Here is a 16063-nt window from a genome sequence, read left to right on the forward strand (position 1 = left end):
TTAAATAGAGACAAGATGAAAAAGTGGTTGAAACGATATGGGCTCTCGGTGTTGGGTGCAGTCTTGGGAGCCGTAGGCGGATACCTGTATTGGCGTTATGTAGGCTGTGCCAGCGGCACCTGTCCCATAACCGCATCGCCCTGGACCAGTACGGTGTGGGGTGCCGCGATAGGCGGATTGTTTATGAGTTCATTTAAAAAAGAGAAAAGCTATGAATAAACGACTGATGATTTGGGCGGTGAGCCTGGTTTCGCTCCTGTTTGCCGCCTGTGAGACAAAAGCGAAAACAAACGATAATCAAAGTAAAAACGACAATAAGATGAAAACAATTGAATTGACCAAAGCCGACTTCCTGACCAAAGTGATGGATTACGAAGCCAATCCCCAAGAGTGGAAATACCTGGGCGACAAGCCTGCCATTATCGATTTCTATGCCTCGTGGTGCGGTCCCTGCAAGATGGTGGCCCCCATACTCGAAGAGTTGGCCGAGGAGTATGACGGACAAATCTATATCTACAAGGTAAACACCGAGAAGGAGCAGGAGTTGGCCGCCATGTTCGGGATACGCAGCATTCCCTCGATACTCTTTATCCCCATGGGCGAGCAGCCGCAGATGGCCATGGGAGCCATGCCCAAGAGCTCGTTCAAGGAGGCTATCGACAAGGTGCTGTTGAAAAAAGAGAAATAAGTAGCGCCACTCCTTTGAGCGGGGGCTGCAAAGGAGTGGACCATTTGCGTCTCCCACGATCGCTCCCGATCGAGGTCGTGGGAGATTTTCCTCCGCAATCCGTGTTAAGCCCGACCGGAACCGGGGAGCGACATGCCCCCGATTCGATAAAAAGATTCCCCGGTACAGTTGGGCTTTACCGAAAATAGTGTAGATTTGTAAGATAAACCCAAGCTGTATCCGCACCCTATCGACAGGGGGTGCGGATACGCGATGAAAAAGAGAGAGAAAGGATAATAAGATGCCCCTTGTAGTCGATAAGAACCGTTGTCCGCAGAACCACCGTTGCCCCCTCATTGCCCTCTGTCCCCGGCAGGCCATCAGCCAGGTCGGGTTTGGCTTGCCTCAAATCGATGCCGAGAAGTGCATAGGCTGTGGCAAATGTGTGCGTTCCTGTTTCAAGCAAGCGGTATGTGAAGTGGAGTAAGCCCTATGGAATCATTCTGTAAAATACGCGATGTGTACCGGGCCATCACCGAGTTTGAAGCCCAGTTTGAGAAACGTTACGGCCTCGGGCTCAACGAGGGTTCGCTGTTGTGTGCCCTGCACGAGGTGGGGCGCCTCTCGTCGGGCGACATAGCCAAACAGTTGAATCTCTCCCAGTCCAATGCCTCGAAGGTCATTCGGGCTGCCGAGAACAAAGGGCTGATACAACGCAGCCTGGGCGATGACGACAAGCGGCAGATGTACTTCTCGCTCACCCCCGAGGGAGAGCGTTGCCTCACGCAACTGCACTGTTGCGATATCGAGGTACCTGCCGTGTTGAAACAGCTGTTATGATGTTTTGATAACCGGGCAAAAACCGGTTGGAAAAGTATTATCCCAAATCCGATGATAATCGGGTTTGGGATTTTTTCATGACGAGGTGTAGACGGGCCGGCACCGAGGGGGGCGATGTGACCGGTCGAGGAATACGTTTGTTTCTCAATCCAAAAGAATGTTATCGCCATTTAAAATGCCTGTAACAGAAATGTTATAGAACCCCGATACCTTTGACCCGTCAATTAATTATATCTCAGACTCTATGAAAAAAACATTATTGCTTATTTTCATTTTAAGCCAAGTGGTTGCAGCACAGGCAGCCGGATTGATTTCGGGAACGGTAAAAGAGGGGACCGAACAGCGCACGCTGCCGGGTGCCGTATTGCGGCTGGACAAGTTTAACCGCTATACGGTTTCGGACAAGAACGGTTACTTTGAGTTTTTGAATGTGCCCGACGGAGACTATCGGGTCGAAGTGACCTATTTGGGATACGTGACGGCCTATCAAGAGGTGACGGTCAAGGAGGGTGTCAATTCGGTCATGGACTTTTTCCTGCAAGAGGATTCCAAGGTGCTCAACGAGGTAGTGGTCATGGGCGACCAGGCTCGCGGTCAGGCCAAGGCATTCAACCAGCAGAAGACCAATCGCAATGTGACCAATGTGATTTCGGCCGACCAGGTGGGACGTTTCCCCGACTCCAACATCGGCGATGCCTTGAAACGGGTCCCGGGTATCACCATGCAGAACGACCAGGGCGAGGCGCGCAACATCATTGTGCGGGGACTGGCCTCGGAGTTGAATTCGGTGACCTTGAACGGCAACCGCATTCCCTCGGCCGAGGGCGATAACCGCAAGGTGCAGATGGACCTGATTCCCTCCGACATGATTCAGACCATTCGGGTGAACAAGACCTTGACGCCCGATATGGACGGCGACGCCATCGGCGGTTCGGTCGACCTGGTGACGCGTGCCGCATCGGGTGGTCAGCGCATCTCGCTCACGGCACTGGGCGGGTTCAACCCCATACGCAACGGGGCCACGGGTTCGGGTTCGTTTGTCTACTCCAACCGTTTCGCCGGCGACCGGGTGGGGGTCGTGCTCAGTGCTTCGTACATGAACAAGACCTACGGCTCGGACAACATCGAGGGGGTATGGGGCAAAGACGATGCCGACAACATCTTCCTCGAAGAGATGGACATTCGCAAATACGACGTGCAGCGTATCCGTCGCAGCATATCGCTCAATACCGACTGGAAAATCGATGCCAACAATACGATTGCAGCCGACCTCATGTACAACTGGCGCGACGACCGGGAGAACCGCTTCCGCACCCAGTTCAAGGATGTCGAACCGGTTTACGACGAAACGACCGGGGCGATTGCCGGGTACACGGGTACCATATCGCGCGAGACCAAGGGTGGTATAGACAACTGCCGTAACAAGAATGCCCGCCTCGAAGACCAGCGGGTACAGTCCTATGCCCTCACGGGTACGCACCTGCTGTCGCCCAAGTTCGACCTGGACTGGAACCTCAGCTATGCCAAGGCACAGGAAGACCGGCCTCACGAGCGCTATATCGAGTATGTGCAGGAAGGAATTTCGATGACCCAGGACCTCGCCGATCCGCGCAAGCCTTTCATCTCGGCACCGGGGCAGAGCGAGAGCGCTTTTCTCTTCGACAAGCTCACCGAGCAGCACGACTATACCGACGAGGACGAGTATTCGGCCAAAATCAATGCCCGGGTACCGCTCTCGGCCATCGCTTCGCAGAAGGGCCGTCTGCACTTTGGGTTGAAGGCTCGCATCAAGAGCAAGGAGCGCAACAACAATTTCTATGAATACACTCCCGTCGACGGGCTGCCCTCGCTGGCCGAGATGGACAAGGCCACTTACACCCAACCGCTCACCCAGGGCGACCGCTATATACCGGGTTCGTTCGTGTCGAAACAGTGGCTGGGCAATGTCGACCTCAACAACCCGGCGCTCTTTGAGAAAGAGGCCGACCCTTCGGAATATCTGGTCAACAACTACCAGGCCAAGGAGCAGATTTATGCCGGTTACCTGCGTTGGGACCAGGATATTACTCCCGACCTCACCTTTATCGTGGGGGCCCGTATCGAACACACCCGGGTCGACTACGAGGGTAACTATGTGCTCGACGAGGATTATGACAATGCCGACCTGCGTCAGGTCAGGAACAGCTATACTAACGTATTGCCCAATGTGACTGTTTGCTACACTCCGTTGAAAAATATGGTGCTCAGAGGGGTATTCTCGACAGCGTTGGCCCGTCCCAATTACTACGCGCTGATCCCCTTTGCCGATGTGAAATCGGAGGACCGCGAAATCTCGGCCGGAAATTCCGACTTGAAAGCCACCTACTCCTACAACGCCGACCTCATTGGCGAATATTACTTCCAGTCGGTGGGTATCGTTTCGGCCGGGCTTTTCTACAAGAATCTCGACAACTTCATCTATAACTACCTCGATGCCAACTACACGACCGACAAGTTTGCCGCCGATTTCCCCGGCCTGCCCAATCCCATTCCCGCCGGTGAGCAGTGGCAGTTCCTGCGTCCGTTGAACGGTGACGAGGTGCATCTGTTCGGTGTCGAGCTCGCCTTCCAGCGCAAACTCGATTTCCTGCCCACGAGCTTCCTGCGCAATTTCAGCGTGATGCTCAACTATACCTATACCCACTCGATTACCCAGGGTATCTACAACGAGGACGGCGAGGAGCGCACCGATGTCAGCTTCCCCGGCACCGCACCGCACATGTTCAACGCCTCGCTGGCCTGGGAGAACAATCGTTTCTCGGCGCGTGTTTCTTTAAACTACACGGGCGGATATCTCGACGAGGTGGCCAGCGATGCCTTTGAAGACCGCTACTACGACAGCCAGCTCTTCCTCGACGCCAACGCTTCGTATCGCATTGCCGACGGATTGCGCATCTTTGCCGAGGCCAACAACCTCACCAACCAGCCGTTGCGCTACTATCAGGGCTCCAAGCAATACATGGCGCAGCTCGAATATTACAAGTCGACCTTCGACCTGGGTATCAAATGGGAGTTCTAATCAGACGAATGAATTTATAAACCTAAAAAGATAGACAGATGAAAACCGTTCAATTCTTTTCGGCTTTATTGTTGATGGGGGCCATCGTGAGTGTCTCCTCTTGCAAGCCGACGACCGACTCGACCAGCTCGCTTCCCGCCGAGGTCGAAGACAACTTTAACTTTATCGTGGCCAACGACCTGGGTCGCAACGGCTACTACGACCAGAAGATTATTGCCGAGCAGATGGGCGAAACGGCCGGTGAGATTGGCATCGAGTTTGTGGCCGCCGCCGGCGACATACACCACTTCGAGGGGGTAGCCAGTGTGAACGACCCGTTGTGGAATACCAACTACGAGTATATCTATTCGCACCCCGAACTGATGCTCGACTGGTATCCCGTGTTGGGTAACCACGAATACCGGGGCAACACCCAGGCCGTGCTCGACTACTCGGGTGTGAGTCGTCGCTGGTGCATGCCCGCCCGGTATTACGACAAGAGCTTCGAGGTGGGCGACAGCTCGTCGCTCAAAGTCGTGTTCATCGACACGGCTCCGCTCATCGACAAGTACCACAAAGAGTCCGAAGAGTCGTACCGCGATGTAGCCGCACAAGATATGGAGGCTCAGTTGCACTGGATCGACTCGGTGTTGAATGCCTCGCACGAAACCTGGAAGATTGTGATAGGCCACCACCCCGTCTATGCCCAGACCCCGAAAGACGAAATCGAACGCGAGAACCTGCAACAACGGCTCGACCCGCTGTTGCGGAAATATGGTGTCGATATGTACATAGCCGGTCACATTCACAATTTCCAGCACATCAGGGTACCGGGAAGCGATGTTGACTACGTGGTCAACTCGTCGGCCTCGTTGAGCCGCAAGGTCAGCGAAATCGAGGGGACGCAGTATTGCAGCCCCGAGCCGGGATTTTCGGTGGTATCGGTATCCGACAAGGATTTGAATCTCTATATGCTCGACAAGACCGGTCACGTGCTCCATACCGTCACGCGCACCAGATAAACGACTCCTTTTTCTCTTTCTTTCGAGGGCTTTTCCCGCAGGGTTTCGACCGGGCGAGGAATAAGGCCCTCGTTTTTTGTTTGTGGGCTGGGCGGTCAGACCGCAGGCTCTGCGGTGTCGGGTTGGCGGAAGATGGAGAAATTCACACTTCCGTAGCTGCGGTGCTGGTCAAAGAGCGGGTGCGACGAGAAGTCGTTGTTCTTGGAATGTTCGAGCACGAAGATACCCCCCGGTTTCAGCAGGTTGCACGACAGTACCTCGTGCGGCAGCGTCGCCAGCTTGGGCAGGTCGTAGGGAGGGTCGGCAAAGATGAGGTCGAACTGTTGGCGGCAGTTTTGCAGAAACTTGAAGACATCGCCCTTGATGGGGGTGAGGTTGTGGTCGCCCAACAGTTGTTGCACCTTGCGTATAAAGTTGTACTGCGTCGGGTAAATCTCGACACACACCACCCGGGCACACTCGCGGGAGAGCAGCTCGAAGCTGATGGCCCCCGTACCGGCAAAGAGGTCGAGCGCCTCGATACCCTCGAAGTCGATGAGGTTTTCCAGCACGTTGAAAAGATTCTCCCGGGCAAAGTCGGTCGTAGGCCGGGCCTTGATATGGGTGGGGACATCGAACCGCCGACGCCCGTATTTACCGCTGATGATTCGCATAAGAATTTACTCGTTTCAATTTAATGGCAAAGATAGTGAAAGGCGAGAGCCGAGGCAAACGAAAACGGAGTTTTCAAGTTTGACAGGGCCGAGCCGCCTCCTTTCTTCTGAAAAGATAGTGAAAGGCGAGAGCCGAGGCAAACGAAAACGGAGTTTTCAAGATTGACAGGGCCGAGCCGCCTCCTTTCTTCTGGAAAGATAGTGAAAGGCGAGAGCCGAGGCAAACGAAAACGGAGATTTCAAGTTTGACAGGGCCGAGCCGCCGTGTTATATTCCGGGAGGAATTTGGAAGAGATGATTTTTTATACTTATATTTGCGTAGGCATTAAAGATTAGCATATAGATTTCTGCAAACAAGATTAGGGGAATGATTCTGAATACGTTGTTTATCGAAAGCCTGTCCAATTTTGCGCACGGCATATCGTCGGCGTTTTTCATCTATTTTGGTCTCAATCTGGTTTTCTTCCGCAATTCCAACCGCCCGTTGCAGGTGTTGGGCTATCTGTTCTGCCTGTGGGCCGTGCAAAATGTCAAGGACCTTTTTCTGTATGTCGATTCCGTCAGCGAGTCGACCTATTATTCCTCCCTGTTGCTGTCGTTCGACATGTGGGCGGTCCCCTTCTGTGCCCTCTTCCTGTTGGAGATTCTCTATCCCGGTTTTTTCAGTCTGAAGCGGGTGGTGCAGTTCGAGTCTCCGTTGTGCCTGTTCACGCTGGTCTATGCCCTTACGGGACGGTCGTTCTTTTATAAAATGAGCATAGTCTATACGGCTCTGTTCTGTCTGGTTGTGGTGTTGTTTATCGTGTCGAAGGTGAGGCAATATAACCGTTACATGCGGGAGAACTACTCCTATACCGAGAGGGTGAATGTGCGCTGGCTCATGAACAGCATGATTATCTTGGCCCTTTGTCTCCTTCTCTGGCTCTATACCTGTACCAATATCAGCCATTTGGGCGATCTTGTCTATTACGTGACCTCGACCCTCTTGTGGGCGGTAGTGCTCTATTTCAGTTTGAGGCAGGAGTGGATTGCAGAGGTGGAGGAGAGTGATACCGAGGTGGAGCAAGTCCCCTTGGAGATGGAGCCTTCTCGCAATGGCGCCTCGCCGATGGGCCAGAAACTTGAAGCCTATATCCGGGAACGGGAACTCTTTCTCAATCCCAAACTTTCGTTGCCCGACTTGGCTACCGAGATGGGGACCAACCGCAGTTACCTCTCCAACTGTTTGAACAACGAGTTAGGGGTAACCTTCTATGACTATATCAACGGGTTCCGGATCGAAAAGGCAAAGGGCATTCTCGAAGACCCTGCTTTCGACGGCTGTATCGAAGAGGTGGCTCTGCTCAGCGGATTCAATTCGGTCTCCACATTCCGCCGCTCGTTCCAGAAGCGATACGGTTGCAGCCCCTCGCAATATCGCAAGGGCGAAGTAGGGAAATAGAGCGGGGTGCTCTTTGTCGGGGTTTTTCTCGGCTTTCCGTTAGAAGATGTTTTTTTATCCCTCTTTCTCTCTCCGTTGGTTACAGATAGGCCGTGATGAGCCGCAGCGGCAGGGGCAGACTCTCGTCGCCGGTAGGAGGCGTGGAAGGGAATTTGGTGAGAGTAATGAAGGCCAGATGCTTGCGCAGCAGCGGAATGATGTGTTGGCGCAGTTCCCGATGGTCGCCCGAGAGCGACAGCTCGTCGTCGGTAGCGTTGAATCCCAGTTGTTTCCACACGTTCAGAATGTAGTATATCCCGTCGTTCACGTGGTGAATGGCAAAGCTGTTGGCCAGCAGGAACCCCTGTTGGTTGAAGGCGAAGAGGTCGATCGACCCGCTGCCCCAGTGCACGTAGAGTTTGGCGTTGTAGGCCAGGCGGCTCTTCCGGTAGAAATATTCGCACATCGGGGCCAGCCGGTGCAGTACAACGGGACGGTCGAAGGTGCGGCGAACGAACGAGAGTCGCTCGGTATCCACGTCGAAGAGTATCTGCGCTCCCGTGTGGGGCAACTCGGCCGAAACAGCTGTGCCGTCGCTGTCGGGGAAACAGAAGTTGAAGTAGCGCGGATTGTCCTCGGCCGAGGCAAAGGCGTTGGGGATAAAGGTATAGCGGGTGGAGTCGGCAATGAAGAAGACCTTCTCGAAAGCCCGGGTCAAGATGGGCTGGGAGAAGACCGCCTCTTCGAGCGACGCCTGCGTGGGCCGTATGGGCAGCCGGTCGGCTACAATCGTGCCCCGCTGCTCGGTGTGCTGCAACAAGATATGCAGATACGAACCGTCGGCATACATCGTCAAGATGTATTTGTGACTCTCTTTCATCAACTGGTTCAGTGCCGGTATCGGTTCCATGGTTTCCGTTTCGTTTTTGGGTCATGTCCCGCCCCGCGATGGGTGTGCGGCAGCGCCTGCCAACCTGTGGGGAGGGGGATTTTTCGCAATTTAAACTGTACAAATGTAAGAAAAGAAAACGGGAAACACTATTTTTGTCATACACTTTATCGCTTTGCCCATGATTACCGACCTGCTTGTCCAACAGATAGAGAGCTGTTTGCCCTACGAACCCAACCGTCAGCAGCGTGAACTGCTAGAACGGTTGGCCGCCTTCGTGCTCGACGAGCGCGACGACACCCTCTTCCTGTTGCGGGGCTATGCCGGTACGGGAAAGACCTCGCTGGTGGGAGCCCTGGTCAAGGCGCTCACCCAGTTGCAGAGCAAAGTGGTGCTGCTGGCACCCACGGGTCGGGCCGCCAAGGTCTTTGCCCGCTATGCCGGTCACCCCGCCTATACGATACACCGCCGCATCTATCGGCAGAAGAGCTATTCGCCCGACATGGAGGGCTTTCTCGTGGGCGAGAATCTGGCCAAACACACCCTCTTTATCGTCGATGAGGCCTCGATGATTGCCAACGCTTCGGGCGACGGAGCCGTCTACGGCACCGGCCGGTTGCTCGACGACCTGGTGGAGTATGTCTACTCGGGCGAACATTGCCGGCTTATCCTGCTGGGCGATACGGCCCAGCTGCCGCCGGTAGGGCAGGAGCGGAGTCCGGCACTCGATGCCGGGGTGTTGCAGGGGTATGGCCTCGCCGTGCAGGAGTATGAACTGCGCGAGGTGGCCCGGCAGGCCGCCGAGTCGGGAATCCTCACCAACGCCACCCGTTTGCGCGAAGAGATGGAGCAGGTACCCCTGCCGATGCCTCGCCTGCGGGTGCAGGGTTATCCCGACGTCGAAGCCCTCAGCGGGGAGTATCTGGTCGAGCGCATCTCCGACTCCTACGACCGGGTGGGGCTCGACGAGACCATCGTGATTACCCGCTCCAACAAGCGGGCCAATATCTTCAACCAGGGCATTCGCAACCAGATTCTCTATCGCGAGGAGGAGCTCACCGCGGGCGACCTGTTGCTGGTGGCCAAGAACAACTACTTTTGGAGCAAGGAGTACAAGGAGATCGATTTCATTGCCAACGGCGACGTGGCCCGGGTGGTGCGGGTGATGAAACGTACCGAGATGTATGGCTTCCGCTTTGCCGACGTGTTGCTCCATTTCCCCGATTTGGAGGTCGAGATGGAGGCCAAGATTCTGCTCGACACGCTGTCGAGCGACTCCCCGGCGCTCACCCGGGAGCAACAGGAGTCGCTCCTGGCACAGGTCATGGCCGACTACTACGACATCACCACACGGCGCGAGAAGTTCAAGCGGTTAAAGAGCGACCCGTGGTTCAACGCCCTGCAAGTGAAATATGCCTACGGGGTCACCTGCCACAAGGCGCAGGGTGGCCAGTGGAAGCACGTCTATATCGATATGGGATACATTCAACAGGGGGCGGCTCTCTCGCTCGACTTTTACCGCTGGCTCTATACCGCGTTCACCCGGGCCACCGAAAAGATATGGCTGGTCAACGTGAGCGGCGAATTTCTGGAACAACCTTTATAGTATGGGGCTCATCAGCCGCATGAGCGACTCGATGACCCGTTGCAGCAACGGGCGGTGCCGCCAGTAGTGCAGAATGATGCGGCGGCAGTGCTGTTGGTCTTCGATAAAGATGCGCTTCATCTCGCTGTTCACCTCGCGGTCGTAGATAAAGGCGTTGGCCTCGAAGTTGTGCTCGAAGCTGCGGAAGTCGAAATTGGTCGAGCCCACCGAACTCAGTTCGTCGTCGATGATGATGGTCTTGGCGTGGAGCAGTCCCGGCTGGTAGAAGTAGACCTTCACCCCGGCTTTCAGCATCTCGGCAATGTAGGAGAATGAGGCGTAGCGCAGAATCTGCGAGTCGGAGCGCTCGGGTATCATCACCCGCACGTCGACTTTGGCAAGGGCGGCTGTCTGCAACGCCTTGGACAGGCTGTCGGTGGGCAGGAAATAGGGCGTCTGTATGTAGACCGATTTCTTGGCGTTGGTGATGGCTTTCAGGAAGAGCATGGCGATGTTCGACCATTCGCCTATGGGTCCGCCGGGGGCAAGCTGTATGCCGCTGTTCCCCCGGTCTTCCAGGAGCGGGAAAAATTGCGGGGCAGACAGGACCTCCTTGCACTCGAAGCTCCAATCGACGGCGAAGAGCAGTTGAAGTCCCTGCACCGCAGGCCCCTCGATGCGCAGATGGGTGTCGCGCCATGTGCCCCATTTGAGCCCCTCGACGTAGCGGTCGGCAATGTTCATGCCACCGATGTACCCGATGCGTCCGTCGATAACCGTAATCTTGCGGTGGTTGCGGTAGTTGATGCGGCTGGCCAGCTGCGGGAAGGAGATTTCGAGGAAGGGGCGCACGGCGATTCCGGCCTCCTGCATCTCCTTGAAAAACCTTTTCTTGACCGACCAGCACCCCACGTCGTCATAGAGTACCCGTATCTGTACCCCGCGGGCCGCACATCGCAACAGCACCTCCTTCACCCGGGCTCCCAGGTGGTCGTCTTCAAAGATGTAGTATTGTATGTGAATGTATTCGCGGGCATTCTCCAAGTCTTGCAGATATTGGTCGAACTTCTCCCGGCCGGTGGTGAAAATCTTTATCCGGTTGCCCGAGTAGTAGGGCATGCTGCACAGGCTGTGGCACAACTTGATCTCCTGTTTGCTCTCTTCGCTCAGCGACAGGGTGTCGATATTGACAATCGAGTGGTAGTCGCGCTTGCGCAACTTGCGTTTGATGCGTCGCGACACCATGTGTTTGGCTTTGAAATTCTGCCCGAAGAAAATGTAGAAAACCAGTCCCACCACAGGCAGAAAGAGCAAAACGATTACCCACGCCAAGCTCTTTACCGGGTTGCGATTGTCGGTGATGACAATCACAATCGCACCCAGTATGGTGATGGCATATATCGTATAGACAGCGATATAGACCCAATCGGTCAGGGGCATGAGGGCAAGTACAGGCATTACAAAAGCTAAATTATAAAAATAATCCCAAAAAAGCAAATCGGAGGCTTGCTACTGTCTTTTCACACAAACATGAAAACTACGTTTCCGTTTGTCTCTACCCTCGACTTTCTCTATTTTTTTTTACAGAAGATAAGATGCGTCTCAGCAGAAAAATCAAGCAAGCTTGTTTTTCTACCTTCGACTTTCACTATCTTTGCAACCTCATTGGAAATAAAGTGAAGAAAAAAAGATCGGGGGGCTCTTCCCCGAAACATAAAAGCGGCCACGTGGTGGCCCTGTTGGTATTGGCTGTGGTCTTTCTGTTCCTCCTCACGCAGTTGCCTGTGTTGGAGTGGGGCGGATTTTCGACCAAGCCGGTCGATTTGTTTTCAGATATTCGCGTCGACGAGCAGTCGCTCGACCTGCCTGGCGATGCCGTGTGGCAGGATACCGAGAGCGATTCGCTCTTCTTTTCACACGAGGAGGCAACCGATTCGATAACGGTCTCGACCGACTCGGTGACGGGTGACACTCTCACGCCACCCCGACCCGCGGTTTCGGCTCCGGTTCGGCTCGACACGACGATGGTCGGTGGTCCTCCCCGTCGAGACGGCGATGTGGTGCTGTTTGAGGATTTCTCTCCCGGGGAGGAGGGCCTCTCTCATCTGCTTGCCGCCATGGAGCAACGCCTCACGCTGGGACGTCCCGTTCGTATCGCTTTTCTGGGCGACTCGTTCATCGAAGCTGATATTTTCACCCAAGATGTGCGCAGCCGGTTGCAATCGCAGTATGGCGGTTGCGGTGTGGGCTATGTGTCGATGCACTCCGATTTTCCCGGCTTCCGCCGGTCGGTTGTCCAGTCGGGTAGCGGCTGGGAGGTGCACAGTGTGCTCAAACCCCGGGAGGCCGATTGGAGCCTCATGACTCTGCAACAACAATATTTCGTGCCGCTCGAAGGGGCTGCGGCCCAGTATCGGGGTACGACCCGCATCGAACGGGCCGACAGCTGGACCCTCTCGCGTTTCCTTTTTGTGGCTCGCAACGACTGTTCGGTCAGCCTCAAAGTGGGCGATGGCGAGTGGCAGACCTTTACCGTGACTGGTTCGCCCGAAATCCAGTCGCTCGAAGTGGCGGGCAAGACCAACCGCTTCCAGGTGAGGACCGGGGCGATAGCCGGCTTCACCGCCATCGGGGTATGGCTCGACGATATGCAGGGCATCGCCATCGACAACATCTCGACCCGCGGCTATTCGGGCCTTTCGCTGGTGTCGCTGCCCGCAGCCCGCTGTGCCCAGATGCAGGCCATTGTGCCCTACGATGCCATCGTGCTCCAATACGGGCTCAATGTCATGTCGCCCGAGATTCTCCACTACGAGGCCTATGCCCGCAAGATGGTGGCGGTCGTCAACCACTTGAAGGCCTGCTATCCGAATACCGATATTATTCTGATGGGGGTGGGCGACCGCAGCCGCAAGATGAACGGCTCGTTTGTCACCATGCCGGCGGTATTGGCTCTCTCGCATGCTCAGCGGTTGGCCGCCAAGAATGCGGGCGTGGTCTTTTGGGATACCTTTGCCGCCATGGGTGGGGAGAATGGTATGGTCGACTATGTGGCTAAGAAACAGGCCAACAAGGACTATACGCACATCAATCATAAAGGAGGCCGACGGCTGGCCGGCGAATTTGTCAAATCCCTGGAATATTGCTTAAACCGTCACGGCGAATGAAATTACGTGGATTCATAGTATTGTTTCTTTGCGGCGTTGCCTGTGTGCCGGGTCTCCTTCACGCGCAGCTGACGGGCGATACCGTGTCGGTGCCTGCCTTCCTGAACAAGGAGAAGAACGTGATTGAATTCAATGGGGCCGACTGGTCGCCGCTCTTTGCCGAGATGGATTCGCTGCAAAGTAGTACAGACTCGGTTCCCCGCATCGTCTCGATGGTCCACATTGGCGACTCGCACGTGCAGGCCGGCTTCCTCACCGAGGCTGTCAGGCTGCCGCTGCAACGCCGCTTCGGCGATGCCGGTCGGGGATTGGTGGTGCCGTTGAAACTGGCCCGGACCAACGAGCCGCACGACTACTCGGTGGTGGCCGACGGTGCCTGGAACTTTGCCCGTTGTGTGGGCCGCAAGTACAATGCTTATACCCCGGGAATCGGTGGAATAGCCATCGTACCCCGCAGCAACCGCATCGACCTCACCTTTTCGACACTCAGCAAGACCGACGATTGCGAGGGGTTCCGCAAGGTGCGACTTTTCCACGAGCCTACCGATTCGTTCCCGGCCATCATTTCCGAACCCTATCGGGTCACGGGCGAGGCACGAAACGCGTTTCTCACCTGCTATTCGTGGAATGACCCGGTGTGCAGCATTCACTTCTCGGGTCAGATTGCTCCCGGCGAGGAGCGGCTGGCCATCTACGGAGCCAGTCTCGAAACGGGCGAGAGCGGAATCCTTTACCATACCATCGGCAACAACGGAGCCTTTTACAGAACCTATGCCGCCATACCCCGTTTTGCCGAGCAGGTGGCGGCTTTGACTCCCCGGCTCATCATCGTTTCGCTCGGCACGAACGAATCGTTTTCAACGGCATTGACGCGTGATGAACTCTATAAACAGATTGATGCCGTGGTGGCTCCCCTGCGGGCGAGTTGTCCGCAGGCTGTCGTCCTGCTCACGACTTCGGCCGAGTGTGCCCGTCGCCGCACCCGCTGGGTGAAGAGGCGCCGCCGGGTCTACTATTCGCCCAACTCGCGGGTGGACTTGGTGCGGGAGACCATAAAGGCCTATGCGGCCGATCATCGGTTGGCCTGTTGGGACTGGTACGAGGTGGCCGGTGGAAAAGGCTCGTCGACGGCATGGCGCAAGGCGGGGCTCATGGCCTACGACCGCACGCACTGTACCGAGACCGGTTATCGCATACAGGGCGAAATGTTGTATCGCGCACTTATGAACATGTATCAAGATTATGTGGATAATGGAGTGGCTCAATAATCGGGCGGCCGATGTGGTCGCCTTTTGGCAAAGTATCGACTGGGCAAAGGTAGCGTCGCTGTTTGTCTATGACGGGCAGAATCCCCTCATGTTCAACACCGGCCTGTTCCTCTTCCTTTTCGTCGGGTTTATGTGGATATACCGCCTGCTGGCGCATCGCGAGGCATTGCGCATCGGGTTTGTCATACTCTTCTCGCTCTATTTCTATTACAAGTCGAGCGGACTCTGTTTCCTGCTGCTGGTGCTGGTAGCTCTCTCGGACTATTCGCTGGGACGGCTGCTGGGCCGACTGTCGCGCAACGGGTTGCGGCGGCTCTGTGTGCTGGCGAGTATGGTGGTGAACCTGGGCATGCTCTGCTATTTCAAGTACACCAACCTCCTGTTGGGGACAATCGCCGACCTGTCGCACCAGCCCTTCGAGCCGCTCGACATCGTGTTGCCCATCGGCATCTCGTTCTTCACCTTCCGCTCGTTGAGCTACATCATCGACCTCTATCGCCGGCAGATGCTCCCTGTGGGCAGTTTCCGCGATTACCTCTTTTACCTCTCGTTCTTCCCGCCGTTGGCCGCCGGTCCCGTGGTGCGGGCCCGCGATTTTGTGCCGCAGATACATCGACCGCTCTACATCACTCCCGCCTTGTTGGGCGAGGGGCTTTTCCTGATTCTGTGCGGGTTGATCAAGAAGGTGGTTATCTCCGACTACATTAGCGTCAACTTTGTCGACCGCATCTTCGACAACCCCATGCTTTACACCGGGTTTGAAAACCTGATGGGCGTCTACGGCTATACGTTGCAAATCTATTGCGACTTCTCGGGCTACTCCGATATGGCCATCGGTATCGCCCTGCTCATGGGCTATCGTTTCAAAATCAATTTCGACTCGCCCTACAAGTCGGGCTCCATCACCGAGTTCTGGCGGCGGTGGCACATCTCGCTGTCGAGCTGGTTGCGCGACTACCTCTACATCTCGATGGGGGGTAATCGCCGGGGCACCGTGCGCACCTATCTGAATCTCTTCATTACCATGGTGCTGGGCGGGTTGTGGCACGGCGCCTCGTGGCTCTTTGTCATCTGGGGCGCCTGGCACGGACTCATGCTCATCATTCACAAGCTCTACCGACGCATCTTCCCCGTGGCCAAGGACTACAAGGCCGGTATCTTCCGTCACTTCCTCAATGTGCTGCTCACCTTCCATGTGGTCGCCGCCGGGTGGATATTCTTCCGCGCCCCCTCGCTTGATGTAGCCTGGCAGATACTGACCCAGATATTCACCAATTTCTGTCCCGAGGCCATACCCGCCTTCGTTTCGGGATATGCCGTTATCTTTGTCGCCCTCGTGGCCGGTTATCTGCTCCACTTTGCACCGCACCGTTGGTCGCAGTGGCTGCAACGCGAGCTCTCGTGGTCGCCGCTGGTCATCAAGGCCGCTATCGTGGCCCTGGTACTCTTCTTTGTGTTGCAGGTGCGTTCGAGCGAGCTGGTGCCCTTCATCTACTCCCAGTTCTGATTCCCCGA

General features: G+C 55.7%; 14 protein-coding genes. 11 read left to right on the forward strand and 3 right to left on the reverse strand.

From position 1 onward, the window contains the following. Nucleotides 1-15 precede the first annotated feature (15 nt). The 6 genes from BARVI_RS08610 (at nucleotide 16) to BARVI_RS08635 (ending at nucleotide 5566) form a co-directional block, all read left to right on the forward strand. Entirely contained in the window at nucleotides 16-219 is a 204-nt protein-coding gene (locus tag BARVI_RS08610) for a DUF6132 family protein (protein ID WP_025278846.1), read from the forward strand. Continuing rightward, nucleotides 212-688, forward strand: coding sequence for a thioredoxin (gene trxA, locus BARVI_RS08615; RefSeq protein WP_025278847.1), 477 nt, complete (start codon nucleotides 212-214; stop codon nucleotides 686-688). The genes BARVI_RS08610 and trxA overlap by 8 nt, the downstream gene beginning before the upstream one ends. Before the next feature lie 280 nt (nucleotides 689-968). Next, nucleotides 969-1154 carry a 4Fe-4S binding protein gene (locus BARVI_RS08620; protein WP_025278848.1) on the forward strand — a complete coding sequence of 62 codons (186 nt, stop codon included), beginning with the start codon at nucleotides 969-971 and terminating at the stop codon, nucleotides 1152-1154. 5 nt (nucleotides 1155-1159) lie between these two features. Further along, nucleotides 1160-1507: a MarR family winged helix-turn-helix transcriptional regulator gene (locus BARVI_RS08625; RefSeq protein ID WP_025278849.1), complete on the forward strand. Its 348-nt coding sequence runs from the start codon at nucleotides 1160-1162 to the stop codon at nucleotides 1505-1507. Between the two features lie 244 nt (nucleotides 1508-1751). Further along, entirely contained in the window at nucleotides 1752-4565 is a 2814-nt protein-coding gene (locus tag BARVI_RS08630; RefSeq protein ID WP_025278850.1) for a TonB-dependent receptor, read from the forward strand. Nucleotides 4566-4603: 38 nt separating this feature from the next. Further along, nucleotides 4604-5566 carry a metallophosphoesterase gene (locus tag BARVI_RS08635; protein ID WP_025278851.1) on the forward strand — a complete coding sequence of 321 codons (963 nt, stop codon included), beginning with the start codon at nucleotides 4604-4606 and terminating at the stop codon, nucleotides 5564-5566. Between the two features lie 95 nt (nucleotides 5567-5661). Here BARVI_RS08635 and BARVI_RS08640 read toward each other — a convergent pair whose 3' ends face one another. Then, complete coding sequence (locus BARVI_RS08640) at nucleotides 5662-6219, reverse strand: RsmD family RNA methyltransferase (protein ID WP_025278852.1); 558 nt, start codon at nucleotides 6217-6219, stop codon at nucleotides 5662-5664. A 367-nt stretch (nucleotides 6220-6586) separates the two neighbouring features. Between BARVI_RS08640 and BARVI_RS13000 the strand changes: the two genes are divergently transcribed. Then, nucleotides 6587-7660, forward strand: a complete 1074-nt coding sequence (locus BARVI_RS13000; protein WP_025278853.1) for a helix-turn-helix domain-containing protein — start codon at nucleotides 6587-6589, stop codon at nucleotides 7658-7660. 79 nt (nucleotides 7661-7739) lie between these two features. Here the strand turns inward: BARVI_RS13000 and BARVI_RS08650 are convergent, their stop codons facing one another. Then, complete coding sequence (locus BARVI_RS08650; protein ID WP_025278854.1) at nucleotides 7740-8549, reverse strand: DUF3822 family protein; 810 nt, start codon at nucleotides 8547-8549, stop codon at nucleotides 7740-7742. Nucleotides 8550-8709: 160 nt separating this feature from the next. Here BARVI_RS08650 and BARVI_RS08655 point away from each other — a divergent pair, with 160 nt between their 5' ends. Then, entirely contained in the window at nucleotides 8710-10134 is a 1425-nt protein-coding gene (locus BARVI_RS08655) for an ATP-dependent DNA helicase (RefSeq protein WP_025278855.1), read from the forward strand. Here the strand turns inward: BARVI_RS08655 and cls are convergent. Next, nucleotides 10129-11571, reverse strand: a complete 1443-nt coding sequence (cls, locus tag BARVI_RS08660; RefSeq protein WP_232213970.1) for a cardiolipin synthase — start codon at nucleotides 11569-11571, stop codon at nucleotides 10129-10131. The genes BARVI_RS08655 and cls overlap by 6 nt on opposite strands. A 218-nt stretch (nucleotides 11572-11789) precedes the next feature. Here cls and BARVI_RS08665 point away from each other — a divergent pair, with 218 nt between their 5' ends. Genes BARVI_RS08665 through BARVI_RS08675 form a run of 3 tightly spaced genes read left to right on the forward strand, consistent with a single transcriptional unit; the run spans nucleotide 11790 to nucleotide 16055 of the window. Continuing rightward, a complete protein-coding gene (locus tag BARVI_RS08665; RefSeq protein WP_157232574.1) occupies nucleotides 11790-13280 on the forward strand; it encodes an SGNH/GDSL hydrolase family protein in 1491 nt (496 codons plus the stop codon). Then, nucleotides 13277-14548, forward strand: coding sequence for a GDSL-type esterase/lipase family protein (locus BARVI_RS08670; RefSeq protein WP_025278858.1), 1272 nt, complete (start codon nucleotides 13277-13279; stop codon nucleotides 14546-14548). The genes BARVI_RS08665 and BARVI_RS08670 overlap by 4 nt, the downstream gene beginning before the upstream one ends. Beyond that, nucleotides 14523-16055, forward strand: coding sequence for an MBOAT family O-acyltransferase (locus tag BARVI_RS08675; protein WP_084547028.1), 1533 nt, complete (start codon nucleotides 14523-14525; stop codon nucleotides 16053-16055). The genes BARVI_RS08670 and BARVI_RS08675 overlap by 26 nt, the downstream gene beginning before the upstream one ends. The last annotated feature ends 8 nt before the right edge of the window (nucleotides 16056-16063 follow it).

Source organism: Barnesiella viscericola DSM 18177 (assembly GCF_000512915.1).
GTDB lineage: Bacteria > Bacteroidota > Bacteroidia > Bacteroidales > Barnesiellaceae > Barnesiella > Barnesiella viscericola.

Bases quoted from the DNA above. Each gene is read 5' to 3' on its own strand.
- BARVI_RS08610 (WP_025278846.1), top strand. From the start codon at position 16: ATGAAAAAGTGGTTGAAACGATATGGGCTCTCGGTGTTGGGTGCAGTC.
- trxA (WP_025278847.1), top strand. From the start codon at position 212: ATGAATAAACGACTGATGATTTGGGCGGTGAGCCTGGTTTCGCTCCTG.
- BARVI_RS08620 (WP_025278848.1), top strand. From the start codon at position 969: ATGCCCCTTGTAGTCGATAAGAACCGTTGTCCGCAGAACCACCGTTGC.
- BARVI_RS08625 (WP_025278849.1), top strand. From the start codon at position 1,160: ATGGAATCATTCTGTAAAATACGCGATGTGTACCGGGCCATCACCGAG.
- BARVI_RS08630 (WP_025278850.1), top strand. From the start codon at position 1,752: ATGAAAAAAACATTATTGCTTATTTTCATTTTAAGCCAAGTGGTTGCA.
- BARVI_RS08635 (WP_025278851.1), top strand. From the start codon at position 4,604: ATGAAAACCGTTCAATTCTTTTCGGCTTTATTGTTGATGGGGGCCATC.
- BARVI_RS08640 (WP_025278852.1), bottom strand. From the start codon at position 6,219: ATGCGAATCATCAGCGGTAAATACGGGCGTCGGCGGTTCGATGTCCCC.
- BARVI_RS13000 (WP_025278853.1), top strand. From the start codon at position 6,587: ATGATTCTGAATACGTTGTTTATCGAAAGCCTGTCCAATTTTGCGCAC.
- BARVI_RS08650 (WP_025278854.1), bottom strand. From the start codon at position 8,549: ATGGAACCGATACCGGCACTGAACCAGTTGATGAAAGAGAGTCACAAA.
- BARVI_RS08655 (WP_025278855.1), top strand. From the start codon at position 8,710: ATGATTACCGACCTGCTTGTCCAACAGATAGAGAGCTGTTTGCCCTAC.
- cls (WP_232213970.1), bottom strand. From the start codon at position 11,571: ATGCCTGTACTTGCCCTCATGCCCCTGACCGATTGGGTCTATATCGCT.
- BARVI_RS08670 (WP_025278858.1), top strand. From the start codon at position 13,277: ATGAAATTACGTGGATTCATAGTATTGTTTCTTTGCGGCGTTGCCTGT.
- BARVI_RS08675 (WP_084547028.1), top strand. From the start codon at position 14,523: ATGTGGATAATGGAGTGGCTCAATAATCGGGCGGCCGATGTGGTCGCC.